Origin of the sequence: Halorientalis pallida, assembly GCF_004118325.1 — an archaeon.
In the GTDB taxonomy this organism is placed as follows: domain Archaea; phylum Halobacteriota; class Halobacteria; order Halobacteriales; family Haloarculaceae; genus Halorientalis; species Halorientalis pallida.
The window spans coordinates 92,515-118,899 of sequence record NZ_RDFA01000009.1 but is presented as its reverse complement, the minus strand read 5'-3'; the positions used below and the strand labels follow the sequence as shown (position 1 = coordinate 118,899).

At 67.6% G+C, this 26,385-nt stretch carries 21 protein-coding genes; 12 read left to right on the top strand and 9 right to left on the bottom strand.

Annotated features, from left to right (window positions below; translation table 11 throughout):
* Positions 1-810: 810 nt before the first annotated feature.
* Positions 811-1,122, bottom strand: a complete 312-nt coding sequence (locus tag EAF64_RS19550) for a non-histone chromosomal MC1 family protein (protein ID WP_129070661.1) — start codon at positions 1,120-1,122, stop codon at positions 811-813.
* 281 nt (positions 1,123-1,403) lie between these two features.
* On the opposite strand from EAF64_RS19550, the gene EAF64_RS19545 reads away from it, so the two are divergent.
* The 4 genes from EAF64_RS19545 (at position 1,404) to EAF64_RS19530 (ending at position 6,397) form a co-directional block, all read left to right on the top strand.
* Positions 1,404-1,601, top strand: coding sequence for a hypothetical protein (locus EAF64_RS19545; RefSeq protein ID WP_049995293.1), 198 nt, complete (start codon positions 1,404-1,406; stop codon positions 1,599-1,601).
* A gap of 51 nt (positions 1,602-1,652) precedes the next feature.
* Positions 1,653-2,705 carry a quinone-dependent dihydroorotate dehydrogenase gene (locus EAF64_RS19540; RefSeq protein WP_129070660.1) on the top strand — a complete coding sequence of 351 codons (1,053 nt, stop codon included), beginning with the start codon at positions 1,653-1,655 and terminating at the stop codon, positions 2,703-2,705.
* A gap of 174 nt (positions 2,706-2,879) precedes the next feature.
* Positions 2,880-4,541: a sensor histidine kinase gene (locus tag EAF64_RS19535; RefSeq protein WP_325051217.1), complete on the top strand. Its 1,662-nt coding sequence runs from the start codon at positions 2,880-2,882 to the stop codon at positions 4,539-4,541.
* A 62-nt stretch (positions 4,542-4,603) separates the two neighbouring features.
* The gene (locus tag EAF64_RS19530) at positions 4,604-6,397 is read left to right on the top strand and encodes a sensor histidine kinase (protein ID WP_129070658.1); all 1,794 of its coding nucleotides are present in this window, start codon (positions 4,604-4,606) and stop codon (positions 6,395-6,397) included.
* Positions 6,398-6,607: 210 nt separating this feature from the next.
* On the opposite strand, the gene pheT is transcribed toward EAF64_RS19530, so the two are convergent.
* Both pheT and pheS read right to left on the bottom strand, forming a co-directional pair.
* The gene (pheT, locus tag EAF64_RS19525) at positions 6,608-8,353 is read right to left on the bottom strand and encodes a phenylalanine--tRNA ligase subunit beta (RefSeq protein ID WP_129070657.1); all 1,746 of its coding nucleotides are present in this window, start codon (positions 8,351-8,353) and stop codon (positions 6,608-6,610) included.
* Positions 8,353-9,864, bottom strand: a complete 1,512-nt coding sequence (gene pheS / locus EAF64_RS19520) for a phenylalanine--tRNA ligase subunit alpha (RefSeq protein WP_129070656.1) — start codon at positions 9,862-9,864, stop codon at positions 8,353-8,355. Before pheS ends, pheT begins: the two co-directional genes overlap by 1 nt.
* A 319-nt stretch (positions 9,865-10,183) precedes the next feature.
* Between pheS and EAF64_RS19515 the strand changes: the two genes are divergently transcribed.
* On the top strand, positions 10,184-10,609 hold the full coding sequence (locus tag EAF64_RS19515) for a hypothetical protein (RefSeq protein WP_129070655.1): 426 nt from the start codon (positions 10,184-10,186) through the stop codon (positions 10,607-10,609).
* A 22-nt stretch (positions 10,610-10,631) separates the two neighbouring features.
* Here EAF64_RS19515 and EAF64_RS19510 read toward each other — a convergent pair whose 3' ends face one another.
* The 5 genes from EAF64_RS19510 to EAF64_RS19490 form a co-directional block, all read right to left on the bottom strand.
* Complete coding sequence (locus EAF64_RS19510; protein ID WP_129070654.1) at positions 10,632-12,245, bottom strand: tryptophan--tRNA ligase; 1,614 nt, start codon at positions 12,243-12,245, stop codon at positions 10,632-10,634.
* A gap of 194 nt (positions 12,246-12,439) precedes the next feature.
* Positions 12,440-13,462, bottom strand: a complete 1,023-nt coding sequence (endA, locus tag EAF64_RS19505) for a tRNA-intron lyase (RefSeq protein WP_129070653.1) — start codon at positions 13,460-13,462, stop codon at positions 12,440-12,442.
* Between the two features lie 51 nt (positions 13,463-13,513).
* Positions 13,514-14,254 (bottom strand): DUF91 domain-containing protein, encoded by a 741-nt coding sequence (locus EAF64_RS19500; RefSeq protein WP_129070652.1) that lies wholly within the window; start codon positions 14,252-14,254, stop codon positions 13,514-13,516.
* Positions 14,255-14,449: 195 nt separating this feature from the next.
* Positions 14,450-14,692 (bottom strand): hypothetical protein, encoded by a 243-nt coding sequence (locus EAF64_RS19495; protein ID WP_129070651.1) that lies wholly within the window; start codon positions 14,690-14,692, stop codon positions 14,450-14,452.
* Positions 14,693-14,907: 215 nt separating this feature from the next.
* Positions 14,908-17,268, bottom strand: a complete 2,361-nt coding sequence (locus tag EAF64_RS19490; RefSeq protein WP_129070666.1) for a DEAD/DEAH box helicase — start codon at positions 17,266-17,268, stop codon at positions 14,908-14,910.
* 149 nt (positions 17,269-17,417) lie between these two features.
* Here EAF64_RS19490 and EAF64_RS19485 point away from each other — a divergent pair, with 149 nt between their 5' ends.
* The 5 genes from EAF64_RS19485 to EAF64_RS19465 all read left to right on the top strand — a co-directional run bounded on the left by EAF64_RS19485 (position 17,418) and on the right by EAF64_RS19465 (position 23,476).
* Complete coding sequence (locus tag EAF64_RS19485; RefSeq protein WP_129070650.1) at positions 17,418-18,506, top strand: outer membrane protein assembly factor BamB family protein; 1,089 nt, start codon at positions 17,418-17,420, stop codon at positions 18,504-18,506.
* 81 nt (positions 18,507-18,587) lie between these two features.
* On the top strand, positions 18,588-19,514 hold the full coding sequence (lipA, locus tag EAF64_RS19480; protein ID WP_129070649.1) for a lipoyl synthase: 927 nt from the start codon (positions 18,588-18,590) through the stop codon (positions 19,512-19,514).
* Between the two features lie 219 nt (positions 19,515-19,733).
* Positions 19,734-20,840 carry a pyruvate dehydrogenase (acetyl-transferring) E1 component subunit alpha gene (gene pdhA / locus EAF64_RS19475; RefSeq protein ID WP_129070648.1) on the top strand — a complete coding sequence of 369 codons (1,107 nt, stop codon included), beginning with the start codon at positions 19,734-19,736 and terminating at the stop codon, positions 20,838-20,840.
* A 1-nt stretch (position 20,841) separates the two neighbouring features.
* Positions 20,842-21,849: an alpha-ketoacid dehydrogenase subunit beta gene (locus EAF64_RS19470; RefSeq protein WP_129070647.1), complete on the top strand. Its 1,008-nt coding sequence runs from the start codon at positions 20,842-20,844 to the stop codon at positions 21,847-21,849.
* 1 nt (position 21,850) lies between these two features.
* Positions 21,851-23,476, top strand: coding sequence for a dihydrolipoamide acetyltransferase family protein (locus EAF64_RS19465; protein WP_129070646.1), 1,626 nt, complete (start codon positions 21,851-21,853; stop codon positions 23,474-23,476).
* Between the two features lie 18 nt (positions 23,477-23,494).
* Here the strand turns inward: EAF64_RS19465 and EAF64_RS19460 are convergent, their stop codons facing one another.
* Positions 23,495-24,040: an HVO_2922 family protein gene (locus EAF64_RS19460; RefSeq protein WP_129070645.1), complete on the bottom strand. Its 546-nt coding sequence runs from the start codon at positions 24,038-24,040 to the stop codon at positions 23,495-23,497.
* 73 nt (positions 24,041-24,113) lie between these two features.
* Between EAF64_RS19460 and lpdA the strand changes: the two genes are divergently transcribed.
* Both lpdA and EAF64_RS19450 read left to right on the top strand, forming a co-directional pair.
* Positions 24,114-25,538 carry a dihydrolipoyl dehydrogenase gene (gene lpdA / locus EAF64_RS19455; protein ID WP_129070644.1) on the top strand — a complete coding sequence of 475 codons (1,425 nt, stop codon included), beginning with the start codon at positions 24,114-24,116 and terminating at the stop codon, positions 25,536-25,538.
* A 145-nt stretch (positions 25,539-25,683) separates the two neighbouring features.
* Positions 25,684-26,334: a hypothetical protein gene (locus EAF64_RS19450; RefSeq protein ID WP_129070643.1), complete on the top strand. Its 651-nt coding sequence runs from the start codon at positions 25,684-25,686 to the stop codon at positions 26,332-26,334.
* Positions 26,335-26,385: the final 51 nt, after the last annotated feature.

The window sequence follows — 26,385 nt, the reverse complement described above, 5'->3', positions numbered from 1 at the left end:
GCATGGCTAAATCGGACTCCGATAGCAATGGCCTCCGGCAGGATCAACCGGAATGTCTCCTGGCCGAAGCCAGGAGGGATAGGCGGGACACACTCTCGAAAGAGTGTGACTATCGAAGGTATAACACGTTCGACGACACACGGACCGACCGAGTGTCACCGAACTGCCAGGGCTAACATCAGATCCCATCTATACGGCGGACCGCAGGGGTGGAATCCTCATTCATTGCGGACCTAACTGTACATCAGGACACCGTATAAGGGTGTCGATATTCGTTCGGACCGCTGCCGGGCGATGTCGGCCCCGGACCGGCCGTGTCTGCATTCCTTCCGAGTGCCCTGTTCCACTTAAGGGCATCGGATCAGGCTCGCCCGGAATCCGCATCCGGGAAGGCCGTGTGTGTTTGCGAAGATCCCCCTCGTAGACTTAAGGGGATCGATGCAGACCGCCGGGCAGTGGGGTCCGTCCCACCGCCCCGCCTTCGTATTTCTTCCGATGGGGGTGATTTACTTAAGCCCGTCGAACCGGAGCCGATACGGCAGGCGATTCCATGGGAATTGCTCGCGCGCGCTCGACCGACTGACGGTTTTCGTATGTGTATGGATTCTAGTAGATTGTGGTGACCGACGCGGCAGGAACTATCGCGTGGGCGGAGGCCGGCCGGTCATCCCGCGCGTGGTGCGTTCGGTCTGGCCGGGTGTTTCCACGCAGTCGAGGGTTGCAGCGAGACGGTGTTATGTTTGTGGGTACGTGCCCGTGTGCGTGTGCGAGAAGCGATCATCAAAGAAACCTCCCGTCGAAGCCGCGTACTCAGATCTCTTCGAGGTGTTCGACACCTTGTTTCTCGACGTTGCCTTTGGTGATCTCGTCGGGCATCCAGTCGGGTTTGTCGTCCGGCGCGCCTTCCTCCCAGGCCCATCCCTCGTAGATGTGCACCTTGTGCGTTCCCTTCTCGCGGAGCCGAAGCTCCGTTCGATCGGCGGCGGACTCACTGCTCGCCGGATCGAGCCGCCGGGCTGCCTTCAGTGCTGCCTGCCGGGGTGTGCCACCGGAGAAGACGCTGGACTCGTCTCCGTTCGTTTCTCGAAGCGCGAAGTTACGCTTATCTTGGTCACGTGCCATGGTTTTCGCCTCTCCGTGTCAATTCAGCACATGACCCACCATAAATATACCCCCGGATCCCCCCGCCGTCCGGCGGTGAATTTATATACTATCCGATAAACCGGTCGACGGTTTAGGCGAGAATCCGCCGGTATCGGGCGGATTTCGAGCGTGCTGGCGCGCGGGCGCGGTCGAAAGCGCTCCCATCCGGACGGTTCGACGCCAGTGCCCCGGGCGAGAGGCCGACCTCGCACGGTAAGCTTAAGTAACTCCTACGGCGAACCACGACGTACGATAGCGCGATGGTGCGAAAAAAGAAGCTGAGTCCGAGTGGCGCCAAGGACGAGGATGGCGAGTACCACAACGTCCACATCAACCTGCACGAGGACGAGTTGGCGGTCGCCGGTATGGAGATCGGCGACGAGGTGTTCGTTCGGGTACGGGACAACAAGATCATCATCCAGAAGGCCGACCCGGAGGACGTCGAACACGAGTTCTAACGCCGCGGACGTACCGAGCCATCGCCGACCACCAACCCACGAGGAGAGAGTGTGATCTACGAACTCGCAAAACCGCTGTTGTTCAGACTCCCGGCCGAAGCTGCCCACCGGAGCGTCCACAACCTGCTCGACGTCGTCAACGGCACCCCCATCACCGACGTCATGGCCCGGTACTACACCGTCGAGGACGATCGGCTGACCGTCGAGGCGTTCGACCAGACGTTCCCCAACCCCGTGGGCGTCGCGGCCGGCTTCGACAAGAACGCCGAGATCCCCGGCGCACTCGCGGCGCTGGGCTTTGGCTTCGTCGAGGTCGGCGGCGTCACGGCCGTCCCCCAGGCCGGCAATCCACGCCCACGGATGTTCCGCCTCCGCGAGGACGAGGCGCTCGTCAACCGCATGGGGCTCAACAACCACGGCGCGGCCGTCGTCGGCGATCGACTGGCGGCCACCGACGCCCCCGTTCCCGTCGGCGTCAACGTCGCCAAGTCCGAGCACGTCGCCCCCGAGGACGCGCCGGCCGACTACCGCGAGACCTACGAACAGGTCGCGGGTGGCGGTGACTTCTTCGTCGTCAACGTCTCCTGTCCCAACTCCCAGGGCTTCGCCGAACTCCAGAACCGCGACTCGATGGCGGCGATTCTCGGCGAACTCCGGGACGCCGGGGCCTCACCCCTGCTGGTGAAGCTCTCGCCGGACCTACCCGAACCGGCCGTCGAGGACGCCCTCGATCTGGTCGACGAGCTCGATCTCGACGGCGTCGTCGCCACGAACACGACGACGGACAGACCCGCCTCGTTGCGCAGTCCGAACCGCGCCGAGACGGGCGGCCTCTCCGGGAAGCCCATCGAGCGCCGGGCGACGGAGCTGGTCCGGTTCGTCGCCGAACGCACCGACGCCCCGGTCGTCGGCGTCGGCGGCGTGGCGACCGCCGAGGACGCCTACCGGAAGATCCGCGCGGGCGCGAGCGTGGTCCAACTGTACACCGGCCTGGTCTACCGTGGGCCGGGGATCGCCCGCGACATCAACCGCGGCCTGCTCGACCTGCTCGAACGCGACGGGTTCGACTCTGTGTCCGAGGCCGTCGGTGCGGATCTGGACTGAACCCGTATCGGCCACGGTAACCGGCGGGAATTTTCAACGGATCGTTCGTCTCTAGACGAATCAGTGACCTGCCATCTATCGGGGTTGACGGTCCCACTCGCGGTTTCGGGAGTGCTGGGGCTCGTCGTCGCCGCCGCCGTCTGACGCGAGCGGCCCAAGGCCGGGTCGACGTGGCTGTCCCTGGCGGCCGTCGCCGTCGCCGTCGTCTCCAGTGGGACGCAGTCGGTCCGCCTGCTGGGGAGCGGCCTGACCGTCGCCGGGATGTTGTTCACGCCGACGCTGTGGCTCCTGTTCTCGCTCGGGTACACCGGGCACGGTGACCGCGTCAGTGTGCCCCTGCTCGCCGTGTTGCTGGCGGAGCCGACCGTCCTGAGCGGACTGGCACTCGCGGGCAGTCCCCTCGTGCTCGCCGAGGGAACCCTCGTGGCCGGTGCGCAGGGCGCGGCGCTGTTCGTCAAGTACGGTCCGTTGCTGATCGCCCGGCACGCGTACGGCTACGCACTGCTGTTCGTCAGCGAGTTCCTCCTCTACAGGATGTTTCTGAGCTCGCGCAACGTCTGTCGCGAGCGCACCTTCTTTTTGCTCGCGCTGATCGTCTTCCTCCACGCCTGTCAGTTCCTGAGCGTGGCGGGTCTGAGCCCGACGCCGTATCAGACGCTGACGCCGCTTGGCTTCCTGCTGTTCGGCGCGCTCTCGTTGCTGGCGCTGGTGAGCTACCGGAGCTTCGAGTTCCTCCCGCTCCAGCGGCTACTACGGCCGTTCAGCCGCCACTCGAAGCATCTCACGCCCATCGCACGGGAGCGCGCCATCGAGGAGATGGCGACCGGGTTCGTAGTGATCGACCACGCCGGCCGCATCGTCGGCATCGACCCGATGGGCGAGCGCATCCTCGCACGCGAGGAGGAACGCGTCGTCGGCAAAGAGGGCTCGACGGTCGTCCCACCGGGGATATTCGTCGAGGGGACGCCGGCCTTTTTCGACGGCGATCGGAGAGGTAACGATACGAGCGGCCGGTACTCGGGTATCTGGGTCGAGACGCCGGCGGGCGAACAGCGCTGTTTCGACGTCCTCGTCTCGAACCTGGGCGAGGACGCGGGGTCGGGATCGGTCGCGTTGATCCACGACGTGACCGACCGCGAGCGAAGAAAGCGGAAGCTCAAGGAACAGAACAGGGAGCTCAAACGACAGAACGAACAGCTCGAGGACTTCGCCGGCATCGTCTCCCACGACCGTCGGAATCCACTGACCGTCGCCGACGGCCGCCTCGAACTGCTCGAGCGCGAGATCGGCAGCGAACACGTCGGGCCCACCAGGGCCACTATAGACCGAGTGCGCGAGAGCATCGACGACGTGCTGACACTCGCGCGCAGCGGCCAGTCGGTCAGCGACACCCAGCGCGTCGAACTCCACGCGGTCGCGACCGAGGCCTGGGACACCGTCGACACGAGAGACGCGACCCTCACCGTCGCCGTCGATACGGCCGTCGACGGCGACCCGAGCCGTCTTCGCCAGCTGTTCGAGAACCTCTTTCGCAATGCCGTGGAACACGGCGGTCCCGAGGTTGCCGTCACCGTCGGCACGCTCGAGGATGGCGGCGGCTTCTTCGTCGCCGACGACGGGCCCGGCATCCTCGAATCCGAGCGCGAAGAGGTCTTCGACGAGGGGTTCACTACGAACGAGGACGGCACGGGCTTCGGGCTCGCGATCATCGAGACCATCGTCGAGGCCCACGGCTGGGGGATCGCCGTCACCGAGAGCGAGACGGGCGGTGCACGAGTCGACATCACCGGCGAGAGCCTCGCCAGCGACCGGGACGTACGGGCCGTCGTCGACTGAACCAGTATCAGGCGAGATAACACGGAAGAGAGGTTTATCCCCCCCGGCAGTCACGTCCCCGTATGCCCTGGGAGGTGACGCCGTACACGCTCCTGTTGCTACTGTCGGCGCTACTCGGGGTCGCGGTCACGGCCGTCGTCTGGCGCGAGCGACCGAAAGGCGGTGCGACGTGGCTCTCGCTGGCGGCGTTCGCGATCGCGCTCTGGGCGGCCGGCCAGGTGATCGTCGTCTCGACGACGGCCCTGGAGATGCGACTGCTGGGCAACCGCATCACCATGGCAGGCGCCATCGCCATCCCCTCGCTGTTCCTGCTTTTTACCCTCGCGTACACGGGCCGCTCCGACGGCGTCGGCAGGCCCCTGAAGACGCTGGTCCTCCTCGAACCGCTCGTCGTGATCGCCCTGGTGCTGGTGGGCCACGAACTCGTCTCGCCGGAGGTGACGCTCGCGCTCGGCCGGGGCGAGGCGTTCGGGGCCTTCGGGTACGATCTCATGACCGTCCACTACGCGTTCGGCAACGCCCTGCTCTTTCTCAGCGAATTCCTCCTCTACAAGATGTTCCTGCGGTCGCGTAACGTCTTTCGCAAGCGCACGTTCTTCCTGCTGGCCTTGCTCGGCGTATTACACGCCACGCATCTCGTGACCGTCCTCGGACTGAGCCCGACGCCGTACTACACGCTCACCCCGCTCGGGTTCCTGTTCTTCGGCACCCTCTCGCTCGTGGTGACGGTCAGCTACCGGACCCTGTCGTTCCTGCCGCTCCAGCGCCTCCTGGCGACGGTCGGCCGTCACTCGAAGAACCTCACGCCGCTGGCGCGTGACCAGGCCATCGAGGAGATGGGGACTGGCTTCCTCGTGGTCGACCACCAGGGCCGCATCGTCGACACGAACCCGCTCGGCAAACGGATGGTCGGACAGGCCGACAGCCGCGTCGTCGGGAAGGACCTCGAAGCGGTGATCCCGCGGGACCTGTTCGCCGACGGCCCGCCCGAGTTCATGACCGTCGACCCCAGCAAAGTGGTCAACGGTCGCTACACCGGGCTCTGGATCGAATCCGACGGCGGCGATCCACGGTGTTTCGACGTCCTCGTCAGCGCGCTCACCGAGGACGATGAGATGCAGGGATACGTCGCGTTGATCCACGACGTGACAGACCGCGAGCGACGGAAACGGAAGCTCGAACAGCGGACCGACGAACTCGAACGACAGAACGACCAGCTCGAGGATTTCGCCGGCATCGTCTCCCACGACCTGCGCAACCCGATGAACGTCGCCAGCGGCCGGCTCCAGTTGATCGACGCCGGCGACGACCGGGAACATCTCGAGGAAGCCCAACAGGCGCTCGACCGGATGGAGGCCATCGTCGACGACGTGTTGACCTTCGCTCGCCTCGGCAAGACCATCGACGACACCGAGCCCCTCGACCTCGCGACGGTCGCGCGAGAGGCCTGGGGGAACGTCGACACGAGGGACGCCACTCTCGACGTCCCGGCCGACGCGGCCGTCGACGGGTCCCGGAGTCGCCTCCTCCAGGTGTTCGAGAACTTCTTTCGCAATGCGGTCGAACACGCCGGCCCCGACGTGACCGTCACCGTCGGCGAGTGCGAGGCCGGCTTTTTCGTCGACGACGACGGCCCTGGTATCGAGCCCGGCCACCGCGGACAGGTCCTCGAACAGGGTTTCAGCTCCGACCCAGAGGGCACCGGCTTCGGCCTCGCGATCGTCCGCACCATCGTCGAAGCCCACGGCTGGGAGATCGCCGTCACCGAGAGCGAGACGGGCGGCGCGCGCTTCGAGATCACCGGCGAAGTCCGCGCCAGCGGCGGGAGCGCACGCCCGTCGTCCGTCGACCGATAGCGACGAAAGAACGGACCGAAACCCGCGACCTCGTTCCGTTCGGTCCTGGACCGAGTCCGAGCGTCCACCGAGCGACCGTCGGGAGCGAGGTGGTTCACCGAAAGACGCTCTGTGCCTCTCGAGCGTTCGTTCCCTGCGGTCACTCACGAAGGCACCGGACGCGAACGAACGCAGTGAGCCACCCGGCAGTTCTCCCCAGGTTCGTGGTGCTTATCGGAGTGCGTTCAGATCGAACTCGAACGCCGCCACCGGCAGTTCGACGTCGTGCTCGACGATGACCTCGGGATGGACCTCGCCGACGACGCCGACTTCCTCGCCGTCGATGACGACGCTGGCCGTTCGACCGGAGATGAAAGTCGGGTGCTCCGTGGCGGGCGTCTCCAGATCCTCGTCGAACCCGTCCACGAGGGTTCTGAGCGCGGCCTTCGCGTCCTCGTAGGACGCGCCGGCGTGACACAGCGCCGCGGCGACGGTCCGGCGTTCGGCCACGTTCGTGTTCTCGCGCTCGTCGACGTGGGCCGAGAACCCGACCTCCGCGAGGTCCTGTGGGTACGCGCGGTGTGTGTTGTTCTCCAGGACCATCATGATCGAGGGGAGTGCCCACGACCGCACCATCGTGAAGTCCTCGCTGTAGGGCTGTTCGATGGTGACGGCTTCGCCGCCGCCGACCACGTCTGACCCCTGCTGGGCGTTCAGCCGCTCGTAGTTCTGCTCCTCGTCGATCAGGTGGAAATTGAGCAGATCCTCGAAGCCCTGCCCGACCAGGCGGTCCCGGACGGCGTCTTCCAGTCGGGAGCGCTCGTGTCGCCCACCGACCGTCGAGACGTCCGGGTAGCGCGGTTCGAGTTCGTTGAACCCGTAGGCCCGGCCCACGTCGTCGATCAGGTCGACCGGATGGAGGACGTCGACCCGGTAGGGCGGGACCTCGATCCGGTAGGCCGCCGCACCGTCGTCGGTCTCGGTGGGTTCGGCGTCCATCCCCGCCCGCTCGATCAGGTCGACCACGTCCCGTTCGTCCAGGTCGACGCCGAGCATGGTCTCGATGTCGCCGTGGACGACGGTCTTGGTCTTGGTCACCAGATCCGGCCGGAGCAGTTCGCTCCCTGCCTCGGGCGTCACCGGCGCGTCGTCGGTGTACTCCACGTTGACTTCCTCGACTCGCCCGCCCCGGGCGTCCAGGGCGTAGCAGACGATGTTCAACATCTTGTCGACCGTCCACTGGTCGGTGCCGGTCATCTCGATGAACAGGTCCCGCGAGTCGGCCGAGACTTCCGTCCGGCGGCCGTTGACCACCGGCGGGAACGAGAACAGCCCGATCTCGTCGTAGATCGCGGGCATCGACTCGTAGTCGGCCACGAGGTCGGCGTACTCCTGCCCGATGTGGTGAACGTCGAGCACTTCCCGCAGTGTCAGTTCCTGGTCGCCTTCGAGGGGCACCATCGTCTCCTCGTCCGCGTCGACGCCGGTGTAGGTGACCGACTTCGCGCTGTCGTCGTCTTCTTTCAGCGTCTCACCCTTCAGCATGGTCAGGTCGTGGACGCCGATGGCCCCCTTCGCACGCTGGCGGCCCATCGTCGCGTGGAGCTTCTCCTGGACCTGGATCAGCGATTCGAGGGCCGCGTCGTCCATGTCCAGCCCCCGGACGATGGCACCCGTCACGTACGGGCGGTCCTCGGGCACGTCCGCGACGCGAATCGTCCACTCGGCGTCGTTCGTGCTGGGGACGTACACCCCGCGGTCGTCGCCGTACTGGTAGCGCAGCGAGCGGGCGACACCCTCCACGGAGAGGCGGTCGAGTCGGTCGGGGGCGAACTCCAGTTCGAACTCGCCGTCGTCGGTCTCACCCTCGAATTCGAGGCCGAGGCCGAACAGGTCCTCTCTCAACGCTGCGTCGTCTTTCTCGTCGTGGCCGGTCAGGCGGCGGAGTTCGTCGGGATCGATTTCGACGGTTGGCATCAGTAGGTCACCTCCTCTTCCCGCAGGAATTCGAGATCGACCAGCGTCCCGTGCACGTCGCGGATGTCTTCGGCTCCAGTCGCGAGCATGAACAGCCGTTCCAGCGCCAGTCCCCACGCCATCACGTCGCAGTCGACGCCGAGCGGTTCCAGCATCTCGGGCCGGAAGAGGCCCGAGTTGCCGATCTCGATCATCTCGCCCGTCTCCGGGTGGCGGCCGAACAGCTCGAAGCTGGGCTCCGTGTAGGGGTTGTAGTGGGGCTTGAACTCGATGTCCGTGATCCCGAACTGCTCGTAGAACTCGGTGAACGTCCCCATCAGGTCACGCACCGAGAGGTCCTCGGCCATCACCCAGCCCTCGATCTGGAAGAACTCCAGCAGGTGGGTCGCGTCCAGCGTGTCGTTGCGGTAGGCCTTCTCGATGGAGAAAAAGCGCTGGGGCGGCTCCAGGTCGCCCATCGCCTCGCCCGAGAGGTGCCGAGCGGTGAGCGAGGTGGTGTGACCCCGCAGGGCCAGCGCCTTGGCGAAGTCCAGATCCCACGGCGAGTGGTAGCCCTCGCCGTCCGGCCCGACGCCCTCGCGGTGGGCGCTCTCGACGCGCTCGACGAGGTCTTCGGGGAGTTCGTCGATGGCTTCCGGACTCTCCAGCGCGAACCGGTCCCAGTGGTTGCGCGCCGGGTGGTCCTGGGGCATGAACAGGCAGTCGTTGATCCAGAAGTCGGCGTCGACGTGGGGGCCCTGCATCTCCTGGAAACCCATCCCCACCAGCACGTCCGTGACGCGTTCGGCCATCTCCCGGAGGGCGTGCTTGCGGCCGGGGACGACCCGCTCGGCGTCGGCCTCGACGTTGTACTCGGCGAACTCCACCTCGGCCCACTCGCCGCTGGTGAGCATCTCGGAGGTGACCTGGCCGACGGTCTCGGCCGTCTCGATGCCGGCCATCAACTCGGTGACCCCGTCGTCGGTCAGCGTCACCGACCGGATCACGGTCTCGGTCTGCTCGATCAATCCGCGGTTGTCCAGATCCTCCAGTGCCGTCTCGCGAGCGTACGCGCCGGCACCCTCGGCGAGGGCGTCCAGCGCGGTCGCCTCGTCGTCGGCGTCGGGGTCGGCCTCGGGGTCGGCAGCGATCTCGCCGCTGTCGATCTCGCCGTATCCCTTCCGGGCGTAGTTCGACAGCGCGATGTCGACGGCGTCGCCTTCCAGCCCGGACGCGCCGATGACCTGCCCCATCCCGACGGGTTCCTCGTCGGCCCCGGCCTCGACGGCGGCCTCGTAGAGTCGGAGTTCCGGCAGCCCCGCCTCGACGTAGCGCTCGGCCTCCTCGGTCAGTTCCACGTCGCTCGTGGTGCGTTCGGTCACCTCCAGCAGGCCCGCGTCGTCGAGTTCGAAGGCCGCGCGCGTGGCGGTCTCGGGCTTGAGGTCGGTGGCCTCGGCGATGCGGTCGATGGTTCGTTGCTCGTCTGCGCTCGCGGCCTCCAACACCGCGACCTGTGCCTGTGGCAGTTTCATGCGTGGGTAGTCGTTGTTACGTACCGCGCGGGTCGGTCAGTTAACGGTTCTCACTCGTGGCTCGCGGGTCACACCGCTAGAAACGCGTCCCGCGTGCGACCGGTTTCGTTCGCCCGGCGGGTCCCCCCGCCGCCCGAACTCCGCCGGACTCAGGCGGCGAAAAAGAAGTCGAACCCCGCTCTCGGGACTCCCTGGCGCACGACCGACCGGCAGTGGGGCTCGGATGCCATGTGCGAGCGATTGTGATGGGGCGCCAAAAACGTACCGTTGTCGCCCGCGAGCGCAAGACCTAAGCGATATTCTGTAGCCACAGTCACACATGGGAGATCGTGACTCACGGGACCGGAACCGGGACACCGTCGTCGACCTGCTGTCGGAGGCGGTGCCGCTGGCCGACCCGACGCCGCTGACCGACGTGGCCATCGAACTGCAGGACGGACTGGCGGACTTCGGACTGGGACCGTCGGCCATCGAGCGCGTCCTCGACGGCACCAGCCTCCCGGAGGCCGGCGAACTGGACGTGTCGACAGTCACGCAACCGGACGCGAGCATCGCCGAAGAACGGGCCGACGCAGTCGTCGACGTCGGCGGACAGGCCGCCGAGGTGATGATCGAGGGCAGCGGCGAGGCGGCGAGAGTCCTCGTCGACACCGGCGGTGACGTGGTCGAGATCACGACCGAGGGCGGCGAGGTGGCCGCCGAGGCGACCGCGGAGTTGCTCGTCGCGGCGCTGGACGGCGTGTGAGGGGCAACGACGGCCTACCCCGTCAGTCGCCGCTCGCTCGCTTCCGATCCGAGTCGAACTCGAAGTCCAGCTCGTCCAGCTTGTCTTCCCACTCCTCGCGTTTCTCCTGGTGGTCCTCCAGGAACTGCTCCATCAACTCGGCGGCCTGCTCTTTGCACCCGCCACAGAGGCGTTCGCCGCCGACGCACTCCTCGTAGACCTCCTTGGCGAACTCGTCGTCGTCGCCCGACAGCAGGTAGGCGTACAGTTCGTAGACCGGACACTCGTCGGCCTTGCCGCCTTTCTCGCGCTGTTCCTCGGCCGTCTCCCGGCCACCGGTGGTCGCCGCCTTCACCTTGTCGTACCCCTCCTCGGGGTCGTCGAGCAGGCTGATGTGACTCGCCGGGATCGACGAGGACATCTTCCCGCCCGTCAGCCCCGTCATGAACCGGTGGTAGATCGAGGACGGTGGGATGAACCCGTAGCCGCCGTGGTCGACCTCGACCTGCCGGGCGAGTTCCTCGGCTTCGGCGTGATCCAGGTCGAACGCGTCGACGTGGGCCTCGTAGCGGCGCTTCTCGCCGTCGATCTCCTCGACCAGCGCGTCGAAGGCCGCGTCGGTGGCGTTGCGGTCGAGGAAACGGGTCCGGGGCCGGAGGGGTTCCTTGCCGGCGTTGTCGAGTTTCTCGACCGCCGCATCGCGGGCCTCGCCGGCGCTCGTCTCGTAGTCGGCCAGCCACTCGCCGGCCTCGCCACACCGGGGCTGGTCGAGGTCCTCGGCGTACTCCTCGCGGTGGTCGTAGGCGATGGCAACCAGTTCCCGCTCGGTGTCGGTCAACTCGAAACTGGCGAACGCGTCTGTCACCTTGAAGTAGCGCATCCGGGTCGACAGGTCCCGCGCGAACCGCATGTGCGGGTCCTGGTCCGGTCCGACCGGGATGACGGTGGGTTTGGGCTCGTCCAGCTGGGGATAGAGGATGTCGGCCATCTGGGTGACGACCGACTGCATGTGGGACACGTCGGTCTCCCCGTCGAAGCCGTAGATGGCCTGGAACTCCGAGAAGTTCGCCTCGATGCCGAGTTCGAAAGCCAGGTCCTGGACTTCGCGGTTGGTCGACTGTCGATAGAGGTCGCCCGCCTCGGGGTCGAACCCCAGCGCGAGCAGGCTCAGGATGTAGTTGCGCGTGTGCTCGTCGATCTCGTCCCAGGAGAGCCCGCGAGCGCTGTGGGCCTCCAGATCCGCGATCAGGGCGTAGGCGTCCCCGCCCTGCTGCTGGTGCCAGATGATCTCGTCGAAGACCATCTTGTGGCCGATGTGGGGATCGCCGGTCGGCATGAACCCCGAGAGGGCGGCCCAGGGGTCGTCGTCTCGCATGGCGCGAGCGACGGCGCGATAGTCGCGGTGGCCGAAGATCACGCCCCGGCGCATCAGGTAGTGCGGGTCGGGCACCTCGTCTAAGACTTCCTCGAACTGCTCGATGCCGAACTCCTCGAACAGTTTGCGGTAGTCCGAAACCGTGGAGGAGCCCCACGGGTCCAGCGCCACGTCGTCGGCGCCAGTGGCGCCACCGTCCGGCAGCGGGTCCTGTCGAGTCGCGTCAGTGTCCGCGCCGTCCGCGGTCGGTTCGTCCGTGTCGGTGTCGGGTTCGCGTGTCATCTGTATCGTATCCAGTGTCTGTCTGTCGGGCACTCGAAAAGCGAAGGGAGCAACGCCACCGCGGCCGCCGTCACCGGGCGGCCGGGGTCACGAGACTGTCCGCTTCCGGAGGGTTCTGCCAGCGCCAGCGCCATCCGTCGGAAGCGGCCATCTTGGGTGAACGTAACCGCGAGCAGGTGTTTAACCGTTTCCACTCACGGCGTCAGCCGTTCGGCCGAGAGCCACTCGATCCCCGCGGCCGTGAGCGCGAACACCATCCGCTTGCGCACGCCGCCGGCCAGCCGCACGTCCAGCGCGAGGTCCCGCGGCGCGAACCCGTGGCCGTCGGGCACCACCCGCACCAGCAACTCCGAGTGGCTGAGTTCCGACACCGACTCCACGTCCGCGTAGGTCCGGAAGTCCGCGCCGAACTTGTAGCCGGTCTTTGGCACCACGCCGGCCTCCCGGAGCGCCGAGTAGACCCGGAGTCGTCGGTCGAACCGGTCGCCTTCGACGGTTCGGCCCCTGTCGAGGACAGCCGTCTCGTCGTCCCCGTCGGTCGCCAGTACGAGCGCATTCTGTCGAACGAGGTAGGCGGCTTCTACCAGCGAGAGCTGGAGAGTCTCGACGGTCTCGCCGTCCCGGTCCAGCGGCTGGCCGTAGAACCCCCGCTCGTAGAGGTCGGCAGGTGGGTCCCAGACCAGTACGCGGTCGTCCAAGAGGGAGCCCGGCGTGTCGCCGGGCGGGCCGTAGTCGGTCGCTCCCGACACGTCGGGCCGGTCGGTTTCGAGGTAGGTGATCTCGCTCTCCTCGTCGACGACCGCAAGCACCACGTCGCCCAGGTCGGCGGCGGGCACCGTCGCGCGCTCGCTGACGACCCGCACGCGGTAGGCGATCTCGTCGTCCCAGGGCCCCTTTCCGCGCGGGTAGACCACCAGGTCGGTCTGTCCGTAGTCCTCGACCCAGTCGACGCCGGTCGGCGAGAGGTAGAAGCCCCGGTCCCGGAGGTCCTTGTACACGAGAAAGTGCAGGTCCGGGCAGGCCGCCGAGGCCAGGAATTCCCGAAATCCCATGCCGTCGACTGCATCGAGGTCGCCGCGGTAGAGCAGGTGGGCGGCCTCGACCGGTGCGAGGCGAACCCCCTCGCCGTCGGGGTCGCCGTAGCCACGAGCGTCGTGGAACTGCTCGCGGGCCTGGCGACCGGCACGAACCACGCCCGAAGACAGCGTCGCGTCCATACCGCTTCTCGCCCGCGCGGCGACAAAGCCCCCACGGTCTCGACGGCACAGTCACGACGGGGATGCCTTCGCTCGGTCCGTCTCTTGACAGCCGCTGTCCAGACACCGCTGGCCGCCCGCCGTCTCGAAGACCGGCAGGCCACAGGCACACTCGTCGACGACGGTGCCGGTCGGGATGCCCCACCCAGTCTCGCAGTCGGGGTAGTGCTCACAGCCAGCGAGGAGGCCGCCCCGTCGGAGAATCCGGAGGTCGCCGTCGCAGTTCGGACAGTTCCACTGGCGGTCGAAGGCGGTCCGTACCGCCTCGTCCAGCGACTCGCACTCCCTGTTGATGCAGACCTCGAACGCGCGCCCGCGTCGGACGCGCATCCGCGGGCACCCACAGTCGCACGCCGACTCGGTCAGTATCGTCGCGTCCCGCGGGAATCCGTACGCCGTCCGGCAGTCGAGGCAGGTCACCGTCCCGTCGTCCCGAACCAGACGGCCGTCACAGTCCGGGCAGTCACCGACCGGAATCCCGACGTTCGCGAGGGGATAGCCGTCGTCGGCGTACGTCTCGTGGATTTCGACGCGGAGCAACTGGTCGCCGTCGGTGGCGGTGAGGACGCCGTCGGCGGCGGTCACGGTCTCGGCGCGGGTGAGCCACGCGACCGGCTGGTACCCCTCGGCCCCGTGAACCAGCACGGTATCGTCGGGCTTGCGGACGACGATTACGTCGCCACGGCGGTCGTCGGGTTCGGTGTCGTCGCGGATGGTACACTCGCCGGCCAGCACGCGGGTTTCTTCGGGCATACTCCGGGCTGGTCGTGGTCTGGTACATAAATATCCGGACGCGTCGGTGGGAGAGACGGATCGGGCGGGCGGCCCGATCCGGAGGGTGGGGGAGTGGGGGTGGTCCCGTCGGCTTCGGCGTCGGCGGAGACGGGTGGAGGGCAGTGGAGACGGGTTCGGGGACCGTGGGGCAGGCGAGCCCACGCGTCCACGGCGTCAGTCGCGGTTGTAGTCCCGGCCCAGGACCGCGCCGGCGAGGTTCGCGACGACCAGCGCCGCGAACAGCGGGAGGTACTCGCCGGCCAGTCCCGAGACCATCATCGGGAACAACACGAGCGGGAGGACGACCGCGCTCCAGAAGCCCAGAAACCGCACTGGCGCCAGGAGCTTGCGGCCGGCATCTTTGCGGGCGGTCCAGTCGGCGAAGCCGTCGAACGTGGAGGTCGATTGCGTGGACATCGTGGGGTCTCCCTGCACTCACTCCTTGGACGGATACCTCCATATAACGGGTCGACGCTTGCCGAGAATTCGCCTCGTTTTTGCGAGTTTCCCCTTCTTCAGTCGCGTTTTACCGGCGGACTGTCTCCGGTCGTGGGACGCTCTAACGTTTTAGGACGTGTCGAGAGACATTTAGAACTTTTATCGGCTGCTCTACAACCGTTTCGGTGAATCGATCACTCGATGCGGACCGTACGGGAGGCAGAAACCGGCGCGAGCGGCAGATCCGGGAAGTGGACTTCGGTGGTGTAGGTCAGCGTGTCGGCGTCGCCGCCGAACACGCCGACCGGGAGCGTCGTCGTGCCGAGGTACCCGTCGGTCGTGGTCATCTCGTGCCCGTTGACGGTGACGCGGACGCCCGCCCGCGCGCCGTCGCCCTGGTTGGTGACGGTCACCTCACACATCTCGTTGCCGCCGCTCGCGACCGATTCGGGGAACTCGCCCCAGTCGAACCGGAGGTCGGGCAGTGACTGGGCGCTCCCGACGACCTGTTTCGCGACGCCCTCGGAGAGGCCGGCCTCGACGAGCCCCGACACGCCAGCCTCGCGCACGTCGGCCGGAGACTGCAGCCCCTTCGTGGCCAGCCGGGACGCGCGGCCGGAGCCGACGCCGTCGAGCGCGGTCAGCCCGACCGCGTCTTCGCTGACGCCGTGTTCGATGCGGGCCTCGACCCGGGCGGCGAGGTTGGCCGCGGCGGCGGTCCCCAGGTGATCGAGGAAGGCCCGGAGCGCCGCGAGCAGGCGGAGCGCGTTCTGTCGGATCACCCACGCGTCGCTCCGGAGTTCCGCCGGCGTGGCCGAGTCCATGCTCGAATCCAAAATCGCGAGGACCTTCCGCGGGCCGGGGTCGAGGTCGCGCTCGCGGTCGCCCAGCACGGCGCGCACGGCGTCGCGTTCGTCCTTGCGGGCGCTCGCGCTGTCGAACTCCGCGGCCGTCGCGACCGCCCGCAACACGTCGTCGGTCGTGAGTTCCGTCGCGGTCCCGTCGCCGCCGTCGGCCCGGCGCGCCAGGTCGGCGAACTCCCGGGCGGTGTCCAGCCGCAGGTAGAACTTCGAGGCGAGGCGGCCGAGACGAGTCGGCGAGAGCGACAGGCCGTCGCGCTCGACGAACCCGCGGTCGACCAGTTGCTCTAGCGTGTCGCTAACGCGGTCGCGCAACTGGCCGTCCGAATCGTAGCGGTCGGGCGCCGACCGGGCCCGCACGGCGTAGAAGGTCGTCTCGATCCAGTCGAGTACGTCGTCGATGTCCCGAACCGTGCCCAGCACGATCTCGGCGTTGAGGTGGGCGTCCAGGTCCGTGGCCAGCCGCGACTCGATCTCTTTGCCGTCCCGGAGCAACTGGCGGTACTTGTCGGCGTCCGACCGGTCACAGACGACCCAGGCATAGCCCTGATCGTCGTATCCCGGCCGCCCCGCTCGCCCGAGCATCTGGAGCACGTCCAGCGGGCTCATGTCCACCTCCCCTTCCAGCGGGTCGTGGAGCTTCGTGTCCCGGATCACGACACAGCGGGCGGGGAGGTTGACACCCCACGCCAGCGTCGAGGTCGAAAAGAGGAGGCCCAGCGTTCCCTCGCGGAACCAGCGCTCGACGAGGGTCTTGTCGTCCTTCGAGAGCCCGGCGTGGTGAAAGCCCACGCCGTCCAGCACGGACTTCCGGAGGGTCTCGTTTTGCAGTTGTTCGGCTTCCTGATGGAAGTCGTAGTCCCCGCGGGCACCCATCGGCACGTCCCGCTCGGCCAACTCGTCGCGGGTCTTCTTCGCGGCCTGTACCGTGTCCTGGCGCGAGGAGACGAAGACGAGTCCCTGACCGTCCTCGCGGAGGTGCGGTTCCACCAGATCCAGCGCCCGGTAGAGCCGGCGGTACTTGTCGGCGAAGGCGTTCTCGCCGTGGCTGTAGGTCTTGACGCCGGCCTCCAGCGGGACGGGGCGGTACTCCTCGCCGAAGGCGAAGGTCGTCTCGGCGGGGGCGTCGAGCCACTCGGCCACGTCGTCCACGTTGGGCATCGTCGCCGAGAGCGCGACGATGCGGGGGTCACAGAGCCGTCGGAGTCGCGAAATCGTGACTTCCAGCACCGAGCCACGGCGGTCCGAGTCCAGCAGGTGGACCTCGTCGATGATACAGCAGTCCACGTCGGTGACGAAGCCGTAACGTGGCGAATCGTGTTTGCGGGTGGCCGAGTCGGCCTTCTCCGGGGTCATCACGAGGATGTCGGCCCGCTCCGCTCGTCTGGGGTTCAGGTCGCGCTCGCCGGTGACGACGTACACCGAGTAGCCCAGGTCCTCGAAGCGCTCCCACTCGCTTTCCTTCTCGTTGGTGAGGGCTCGCAGCGGAGCGAGAAAGAGGGCGGTCCCGTCGGCCTCGAGGGCCCGGCAGATCGCGACCTCGGCGATCGCGGTCTTGCCGCTGGCGGTCGGCGCGCTGACGACGACGTTGTCGTCGCGCTCCAGAAGCGCCGGCAGGGCCTCCGACTGCATCCGGTTGAACGACTCGAACGGAAAGGCGTCGGCGAACTCGGGGAGGACCTCGTCGATGGCCACCTGCGGCTCGTGATCTACGCTCCCTGGCACGACAGCAACCGGGGGTGCCGAGAGTATAGGCGTTTCCGTCGCGGCCGACACCGTGGCTCGGCCGCCAGGGCGACAGGAAGTGCACTACACTTTCCTTAGTCAAGCGACGTGTCGGTAGTATGCGACGACGGACGTACGTAGCGACGGTGGGGACCGCGCTGTTCGGCGGCTGTCTCGGCTCCGGCGGGCGTGAGGGCAGGAAGAGCGACGCCGGCACGGGGACGCCGACCGGGACAGCCGGATCCGGTGGGGACCGGCCGGTCGGGTTCGAGCGCCAGTGGAAGGCCGATCTCGGGATCGACCGGATCGGCGGCGTCGACATTCCGTTGGCGATGCAGGACGAGACCGTCTATACGACGTACGAACGCGGGCTGGCGGCACTCGGACTGGCCGACGGGACGAAACGCTGGTCGGGCCCGACACCCGAGCGCCTGGACGGGCTGACTGCCGACGCGGACGGTCTCTACGCCATGGACACGACGGGACAGTTGATACGGATCGACGCGGGAGACGGCAGCGTCAGGTGGGAGCGTGATGGTGGCGGGCAGGAGACGCTGGCCTACAGCCAACTATTCACGACGAGCGATCACGTCGGGGCGAAGACGCCGGATGGGATCGTCGTCCACGAGAAGGCGGGTGGACGCCGGACCGCGACGCTCGCCGAGAGCGGTCACCTGCTCGGGGCGTACGACGGGCAGTTCGTCGTCGACGACGGGTTCGACCTCGCGGCGTCCGGTCCCGACGGCACGACTTCCTGGCGTATCGACTCGGTCGGCCTCTCGTCGACCGCGACCACGACCGAGTCGACACTCCTCGGCCCGGGGTACGACGGAGTCGTGGCCGTCGACCTGGCGGCCGGCGAGAAACGGTGGGAGACACCGGTCGACGCCGACTTGCTCAACGCCGACGCGGTCTCGACCAACGAGACTGCGCTCGTCAACGCCGGCTTCGAGGGGGAGCCGATGTACGCCTTCGACGTGACTTCGGGGGACGTACTGTGGCAACACAGCAACGAAGGCCTGGAATCGTTCCCGAGCGTGGCGCTGGACTCCGCGTTCGTCGTCGAGGACGGCGGAGAGGCACAGGCCCGGGACCACCGGACCGGCGAGGTCCGCGATTCGTTCTCGACGAGGGGATTCGCCGGGACAGTGGGTCGAGGCCGCACGTTCGTGGGTACCGACTTCGACGTCGAAGCGTACCGCGTTTGACCGACACTGCCGCTGTCGGGTCAGAGCCTGACCGGCCCCGGAACCCCAGGCTTTTCTCCCGACGGCCCCTTCTGTCTGGTAATGAGTCGCGCCCGCAAACCCGACTGGCTCAAGATGGCGCCCCCGTCGGGCGAGCGCTTCACCGATATCAAAGAGACCCTGCGCGAGCACGACCTCCACACCGTCTGCGAGGAGGCCAACTGCCCCAATCTCGGGGAGTGCTGGTCGGGCAGAGACGGTCCGGGCACCGCGACATTCATGCTCATGGGCGAGCGCTGTTCGCGGGGCTGTAACTTCTGTGACGTGCAGACTGGCGGGATGGAGCCGCTGGACCCCGAGGAACCCCAGCAGGTCGCCGACGCCGTCGCCGAGATCGGACTGGACTACGTCGTCCTCACCTCCGTCGACCGCGACGACCTGCCCGATCAGGGCGCGGGCCACTTCGCCGAGACGATCCGTGCGATCAAAGAGCGCCACCCCGGCATCCTGGTGGAGTGTCTAATTCCCGATTTCCAGGGCGACCCCGAGCTGGTCCAGAAGATCGTCGACGCCGAACCCGACGTGATCGCTCACAATATCGAGACCGTCGACCGCCTCCAGTGGCCCGTCCGGGACCGTCGGGCCGGCTACGAGCAATCCCTCTCGGTCCTCCGGCAGGTCGATCGGGAATCGGACATCTACACCAAGACCAGCCTCATGCTCGGTGTCGGCGAGTACGACCACGAGATCTACCAGACCCTGCGGGACCTCAAGACGGTCGGCGTCGACGTGGTGACACTCGGCCAGTACCTCCAGCCCTCGCGCTCGCACCTGGAAGTGAGCGAGTACGTCCACCCCGACGCCTTCGACACCTGGCAGCGCGTCGCCGAGGAGGAACTGGGCTTTCTCTACTGTGCCTCGGGGCCGATGGTCCGGTCGTCGTATCGAGCCGGCGAGTTGTTCGTCGAGGCCGTGCTGGATGGCAAGGACCCGGCCGCGGCGCGCGAGCGGGCGCGAGCGAGCGAGTAGTTAGTGTTCGTCGTCGGGAACCAGCCCCAGCGCCGGCACGCGCCGCGAAACGTTCGTCCACTTCTGCACCCAGTCCACACCTGAAAGTTCCAGAATACACAGCCCTGAGCGCCCGAGCGCGGAGTCGCGCGGGCAAGATTGCGTGGTAACGAAAGCTATTTGGCAAAAGCCTATTACCGAGCGACGCGACGTGTATGGTATGTGTTGTCGGAGGTCAGTATGAGTACCCTACAGCGTGACCCGGGTGATCGGGTCGAGATCCTCGACGAGGACGGGCAGGTCCGGGAGGGCGCGACGGTGCCGGATCTGGGTGACGAGGAACTCGTCGAAATGTACCGTGAGATCAGATTAGCCCGCCACTTCGACCAGCGGGCTGTGTCCCTCCAGCGGCAGGGTCGGATGGGTACGTACCCACCACTGTCGGGCCAGGAGGCCTCGCAGGTCGGGAGCGCCCACGCGCTGGACGCCGAGGACTGGCTGTTCCCGAGCTACCGGGAGGCCGGGGCGGCGCTGATCCGTGGCGTCCCCCTCAAACGGATCCTGCTGTTCTGGATGGGCCACGAGGGTGGCAACGCCGTCCCCGAGGAGATCAACATGTTCACGATGGCGGTCCCCATCGCCACGCAGGTCCCTCACGCGACGGGGGCGGCCTGGGCCTCGAAGCTGAAGGGCGAGCGCAAGGCCTTCCTCTGTTACTTCGGGGACGGCGCGACCAGCGAGGGCGACTTCCACGAGGGCATGAACTTCGCCGGCGTGTTCGACACACCCACCGTCTTCTTCTGTAACAACAACCAGTGGGCGATCTCGGTGCCCCGCGAGCGTCAGACCGCGAGCGCGACGCTGGCCCAGAAGGCCCACGCCTACGGCTTCGAGGGCGTGCAGGTCGACGGGATGGACCCGCTGGCCGTCTACCAGGTCACCCGCGATGCCGTCGAGAAGGCAAAAGACCCCGGCGAGGGCGAGTTGCGGCCGACGATGATCGAGGCCGTCCAGTACCGCTTCGGGGCCCACACCACCGCCGACGATCCCTCGGTCTACCGGGACGACGACGAGGTCGAGGAGTGGAAGCGCAGAGACTCCATCCCGCGGCTGGAGACGTTCCTCCGGGAGCGCGGCCTGCTGGACGACGAAGCCGTCAGCGCCATCGAGCAGGCGAACACCGATGCGGTGGCCGAAGCCATCGACGCGGCGGAGTCGGTCGAGCGCCCCGAACCCGAAGAGCTGTTCGCCCACGTCTACGCGGAGATGCCCCAACGCTTACAGCAACAGCTCGAGTACTTCGATCGCATCAGGGAGCGACACGGCGACGACGCCCTCCTCGAATAACATGAGTCAGGCAACCGACACCGAGACTGAGGCACAGGATCTCACGCTGGTACAGGCCGTTCGGGACGGCCTCTACGGCGAGATGCAACGGGACGACGACGTCCTCGTGATGGGCGAGGACGTGGGCGAGAACGGCGGCGTCTTCCGGGCCACGCAGGGCCTCATCGAAGAGTTCGGCGACGACCGAGTGATCGACACGCCGCTGGCCGAATCCGGCATCGTCGGCACCGCCGTCGGCATGGCCGCCTACGGCCTCCGCCCGGTGACCGAGATCCAGTTCATGGGGTTCATCTACCCCGCGTTCGACCAGATCGTTTCCCACGCCGCACGCCTGCGCACCCGAAGCCGGGGGCGCTTTACCTGCCCGCTCGTGGTGCGGGCCCCCTACGGTGGCGGCATCCGTGCACCCGAACACCACTCCGAGTCCAAGGAGGCCTTCTTCGTCCACGAGGCCGGCCTCAAGGTCGTCATCCCCTCGACCCCCTACGACACGAAGGGACTGCTCGCGAGCGCCATCCGCGATCCGGACCCGGTGATCTTCCTCGAACCCAAACTCATCTACCGGGCGTTCCGCGAGGAAGTGCCCGACGAGCCCTACACCGTGCCGCTGGGCGAGGCCGCGGTCCGCCGGGAGGGGACGGACGTGTCCGTGTTCACCTGGGGCGCGATGACTCGGCCGACGATGGAGGCCGCCGAGAACCTGGCCGAGGAGGGGATCGACTGCGAGGTGGTCGACCTCCGGACGCTCTCGCCGATGGACGAAGCGGCCATCGTCGAGTCGTTCAAGAAGACCGGGCGCGCGGTCGTCGTCCACGAGGCCCCCAAGACGGGCGGCCTCGCGGGGGAGATCATCGCCACCATCCAGGAGGACGTCCTGCTCTACCAGGAGGCCCCCATCAACCGGGTGACGGGCTTCGACACGCCCTACCCGCTGTACGCGCTGGAGGATTACTACCTGCCCGAGGCCGCGCGCATCGAGGACGGCATCCGCGAGACCGTGGAGTTCTAGGATGGTCCGCGAGTTCAAACTCCCCGACGTGGGCGAGGGCGTCGCCGAGGGCGAGATCGTCCAGTGGCTCGTCGGCCCCGGCGATCCCGTCTCGGAGGACCAGCCCGTCGCCGAGGTCGAGACCGACAAGGCCGTCGTCGAGGTCCCCTCGCCGGTGAACGGGACGGTCAAAGAACTGCGCGCCGAGGCCGGCGACGTGGTCCCCGTCGGCGAGGTCATCATCGTGTTCAACGTCGAGGGTGAGGCCGCCGAGGAGGCCGGCGAGGCGGCGGCACCCGAGCCAGCGGAGGGCGGTGAAACAGCCGAGGACCCCGCAGCCCCGAGTACGAACGGCGAGTCGGGCGGTCGGGTGTTCGCCGCGCCCAGCGCCCGGCGACTGGCCCGCGAACTCGGCGTCGATCTCGCCGCCGTCGACGGGTCGGGCCCCGGCGGTCGCATCACGGAGATGGACGTGCACACCGCGGCCGAGGCCGACGCGGACGAACCCGAGGAAGCCGAACCGACCGCCGAGAGGGAGACAGCCGATGCCGACGCGACGGCTGTCGGCGACGAAGCCGAGGCCGCCATCGCCGAGGCGGAGGAACCGCTGGGTGGCGCACAGCCGACCGTCGTCGAGGGAAGTCAGCCGACGACGGAGAGCGCGGCGGCCCCGACGGAGACCGAGCCGGTCGACCGCGACCGGACGCTGGCGACTCCGGCGACCCGTGGCGTGGCCGAGGAACTCGACGTGGACATCGACGCGGTGCCCGCGACCGAGGAACGCGACGGCGAGGCCGTCGTGACGACCGAGGCCGTCCAGCAGTACGCCGAGTCCCAGCGGGCGGCCCAGCGAGCGGACGCCGAGGCGGTTTCGGCGGGCGGCGGGGGCGGGGCGGCCCAGGCGGCCGAGCCGGATCGCGCCGAAGTCGCGGCCGGCACCGAAGAGCGGGTGCCCTACCGCGGGGTGCGCCGGACCATCGGCCAGCAGATGGAGCAGTCGAAGTTCACCGCGCCCCACGTGACCCACCACGATCAGGTCGACGTGACCCGGCTGGTCGAGACCCGCGAGGATCTCGCGGAGCGAGCCGAAGAGCGGGGTATCAAACTCACGTACCTGCCCTTCGTCGTGAAGGCCGTCGTCGCCGCGCTCCGGGAGTACCCGATTCTCAACTCCCAACTGGACGAAGACAATGAGGAGATCGTCAAGCGGGGCGACTACAACGTCGGCATCGCCACCGCCACCGACGCCGGGCTGATGGTTCCGGTCCTGGACGGGGCGGGCGAGAAGTCGCTCCTGTCCATCGCCAGCGAGGCCAACGAACTCGTCGCGCGGGCGCGCGACCGCTCGATCGCCCGCGAGGAGATGCAGGGCGGCACCTTCACCATCACCAACTTCGGGGCCATCGGCGGCGAGTACGCCACACCGATCATCAACTACCCCGAGACCGCCATCCTCGGACTCGGAGCCATCGAGAAACGGCCGTGGGTCGTGGAGCGCGAGGACGGTGAGGACGAAGTCGTCCCCCGCCACGTCATGACCCTCTCGCTCTCGATCGACCACCGCGTGATCGACGGCGCGGAGGCCGCCCGGTTCACGAACACGCTGAAGGAGTACCTGCGGGACCCGACCCTGCTCCTGCTGGAGTAGCGATCCCGCGGATCGACGCTACTCCTCGATCTCCACGTCGGCACCGGGTGCGTTGCGCTGGACGCTCTCCAGGCCGTTCACCGCGTCCTTGCGGCGGGCGTATCCCTCCCCGCTGTCGGCGACGATGTTGCCGTTGCGGTGGCGGAGCCGCCAGCGCCACTCGTCGGCCTTGTCCCGGAACAACTCGAAGGTGGCCTGCGAGGCGGGCCCGGGTTCGGCGGCCGCCCGGCCCGTCGGATTCGTGGTCGAGTCGGTGGTGACCGTGCCGTCCGGGTCGTTGGTTCCGGTGCTCTCGCCGGACTCGTCGGTCCGTCCCGCGGTCACGGGGCGCTCGTCGTCGGGGCCCCACACCAGTTCGACCTCCAGTTCGAGTTGCTCGGCGTCGGTGTCGCGGTCGAGTTCGACGTCGACGGTCATCCCGGTCGGGACGCCGACGTCGAGGGTTTCGCCGGCAAGCGCGTCGAAGCCGGTCCCCGATTCGAGGTCGTCGGCGAGCGAGCGCAACAGGGCGGCCGTCTCGGCGGCGTCGCGCTCGTCGGTCTGTTTGAACAGGCGTTCCTCCATACTCCGATTCGTCGGCCCGGCGAGGAATAAAGCCAACCCGCACACTCAAAGTCCGGGGGTGCGTTGCCGTGGTATGGTCGTCGGCGATATCGCGACTGGCACCGACGTACTGGTAATCGGCGCGGGCCCCGGCGGGTACGTGGCGGCGATCCGGGCCGCCCAGCTCGATCTGGACGTGACCCTCGTCGAAAAGGACGCCTACGGCGGGACCTGTCTCAATCACGGCTGTATTCCCTCGAAGGCACTCGTCTCGGCAACGGACGTGGCCCACGAGGCCCGCGAGGCCGAACACATGGGCGTCCACGCCGACCCCGCCATCGACATGGCCGGCATGACCGCCTGGAAAGACGGGGTGGTCGACCAGCTCACCACCGGCGTCGAACGGCTCTGCAAGGGCAACGGCGTCAACCTCGTGGACGGCACCGCCGAATTCGCCGACGAGAATACAGCGAGAGTGGCCCACGGTGGTGAGGGGCAGGGTTCGGAATCCATCGAGTTCGAACACGCCGTCGTCGCGACGGGGAGCCGGCCGGTCGAACTCCCCGCCCTGCCGTTCGACGGCGACCTGATCCTCTCCTCCCGGCACGCGCTCGCGCTGGAGTCGGTGCCCGACGAGTTGCTCGTGGTCGGGGCAGGCTACATCGGCATGGAACTGGCGACGGTCTTCGCGAAGGCCGGGAGCGACGTCACGGTCGTCGAAGCGCTGGATCAGGCGCTTCCGGGGTACGAGGCCGACGTGACCCGCGTGGTCACCCAGCGCGCGAAGTCACTCGGCGTCGACTTCCACTTCGAGGAGGCCGCCGCCGACTGGGAGGAACGTGAGGAGGGACTGACGGTCGTCACCGAGGGCGAGGACGGCACGGTTTCGGAGTACGAGGCTACGAAGGCACTGGTCGCGGTGGGTCGCGAACCGGTGACCGACACCGTGGATCTGGACGCGGCGGGCGTCGAGACCGACGAGAACGGGTTCGTGCCGACGGACGACCGCGCGCGCACGAACGTGGATCACGTCTTCGCCGTCGGCGACGTGGCCGGCGAGCCGATGCTCGCCCACGAGGGAATGAAAGCCGGCGAGGTCGCGGCGGAGGTGATCGCGGGCGAACCGGCCGCGCTGGACCAGCAGGCGATCCCCGCGGCAGTGTTCACCGACCCCGAGATCGGGACGGTCGGGTTGACCGAGAGCGAGGCCGAGGACGCGGGCTTTTCGCCCGTCGTCGGGGAGTTACCCCTCCGGGCGTCCGGGCGGGCGCTGACACACGACGACACCGACGGGTTCGTCCGGATCGTCGCCGACGAGACCGACGGCTTCGTCCTCGGGGCACAGATCGTGAGCCCGGAAGCGTCGGAGTTGATCGCCGAGGTCGGGCTGGCCATCGAGATGGGGGCCACGCTGGAGGATCTGGTCGCGACCGTGCACACCCACCCGACGCTCTCGGAGGCGGTGATGGAGGCGGCTGCCAACGCGATGGGGCAGGCGATCCACACGCTGAACCGTTGAATCCGACCCGCCCGCTGTCGGGCGGAAATCGTGCACGTGTTCCGACAATCGTGGACCCCTGTTGCGGTCGACTCGGTGGTGGAGGTGACCAAAAGATTTATACCTACAATTTCGAAATTCCGGAACGCGAGACGACCGAATAGCCATGACAGACGATACGGACGACACGGACGACGCCGACGACGCCGCCGCCGACGACATCACGAGTGCGATTCTCTCGGGATCGATGTACGACCAGTTACGTCTCCAGCGGCGGACGTACTTCTCCCAGCCGACGATCACGAAGCTGACCTGGCAGAGCCTCCTCCTGGGTGGTCTCACACTGCTCTTGCCGATCTATCTGCTCTTTCCGGCGACGGTTCTAGAGTACGTGCCGTCGGCCGATCCGGCGACGGCCTCGCCGAAGGTGTTGATCCTGGGACTCGTCGGTGCGGGTATCGTGACGTTCACCGCCCTCCTGCTCGTCGGCGCTGCGCTGTACCGCATCCGGAACCATCCGCTCGACGAGACGGAGGCACAGGCGATCCTCAACGTCGAGGACTTCGCGTCCTACCTGGCGTTCGGTACCGGCGGCCTGGCCATCGGGCTGACCGTCGTCTACTTCCTGCTCGGCCTCGGCGGCGGTGCGGCCGTCGGGACCTACGTGCAGGCGATGGACGGCGTCAACCCCTTCGCAGCCTCGGGCACTGGCCTGTCCGTCGTCGAACTGGCCGTCGCCTCCTTCCTCGGCTGTATCGTCCTGCTCATGATCCGACTGTATCTCAAGCTCCGACTGTTCGAACTCGACGGCGTCTGAGCGGCCAGCTACCGGACGTAGCTGTCGCGTGATCGCTGTCGGACATATATT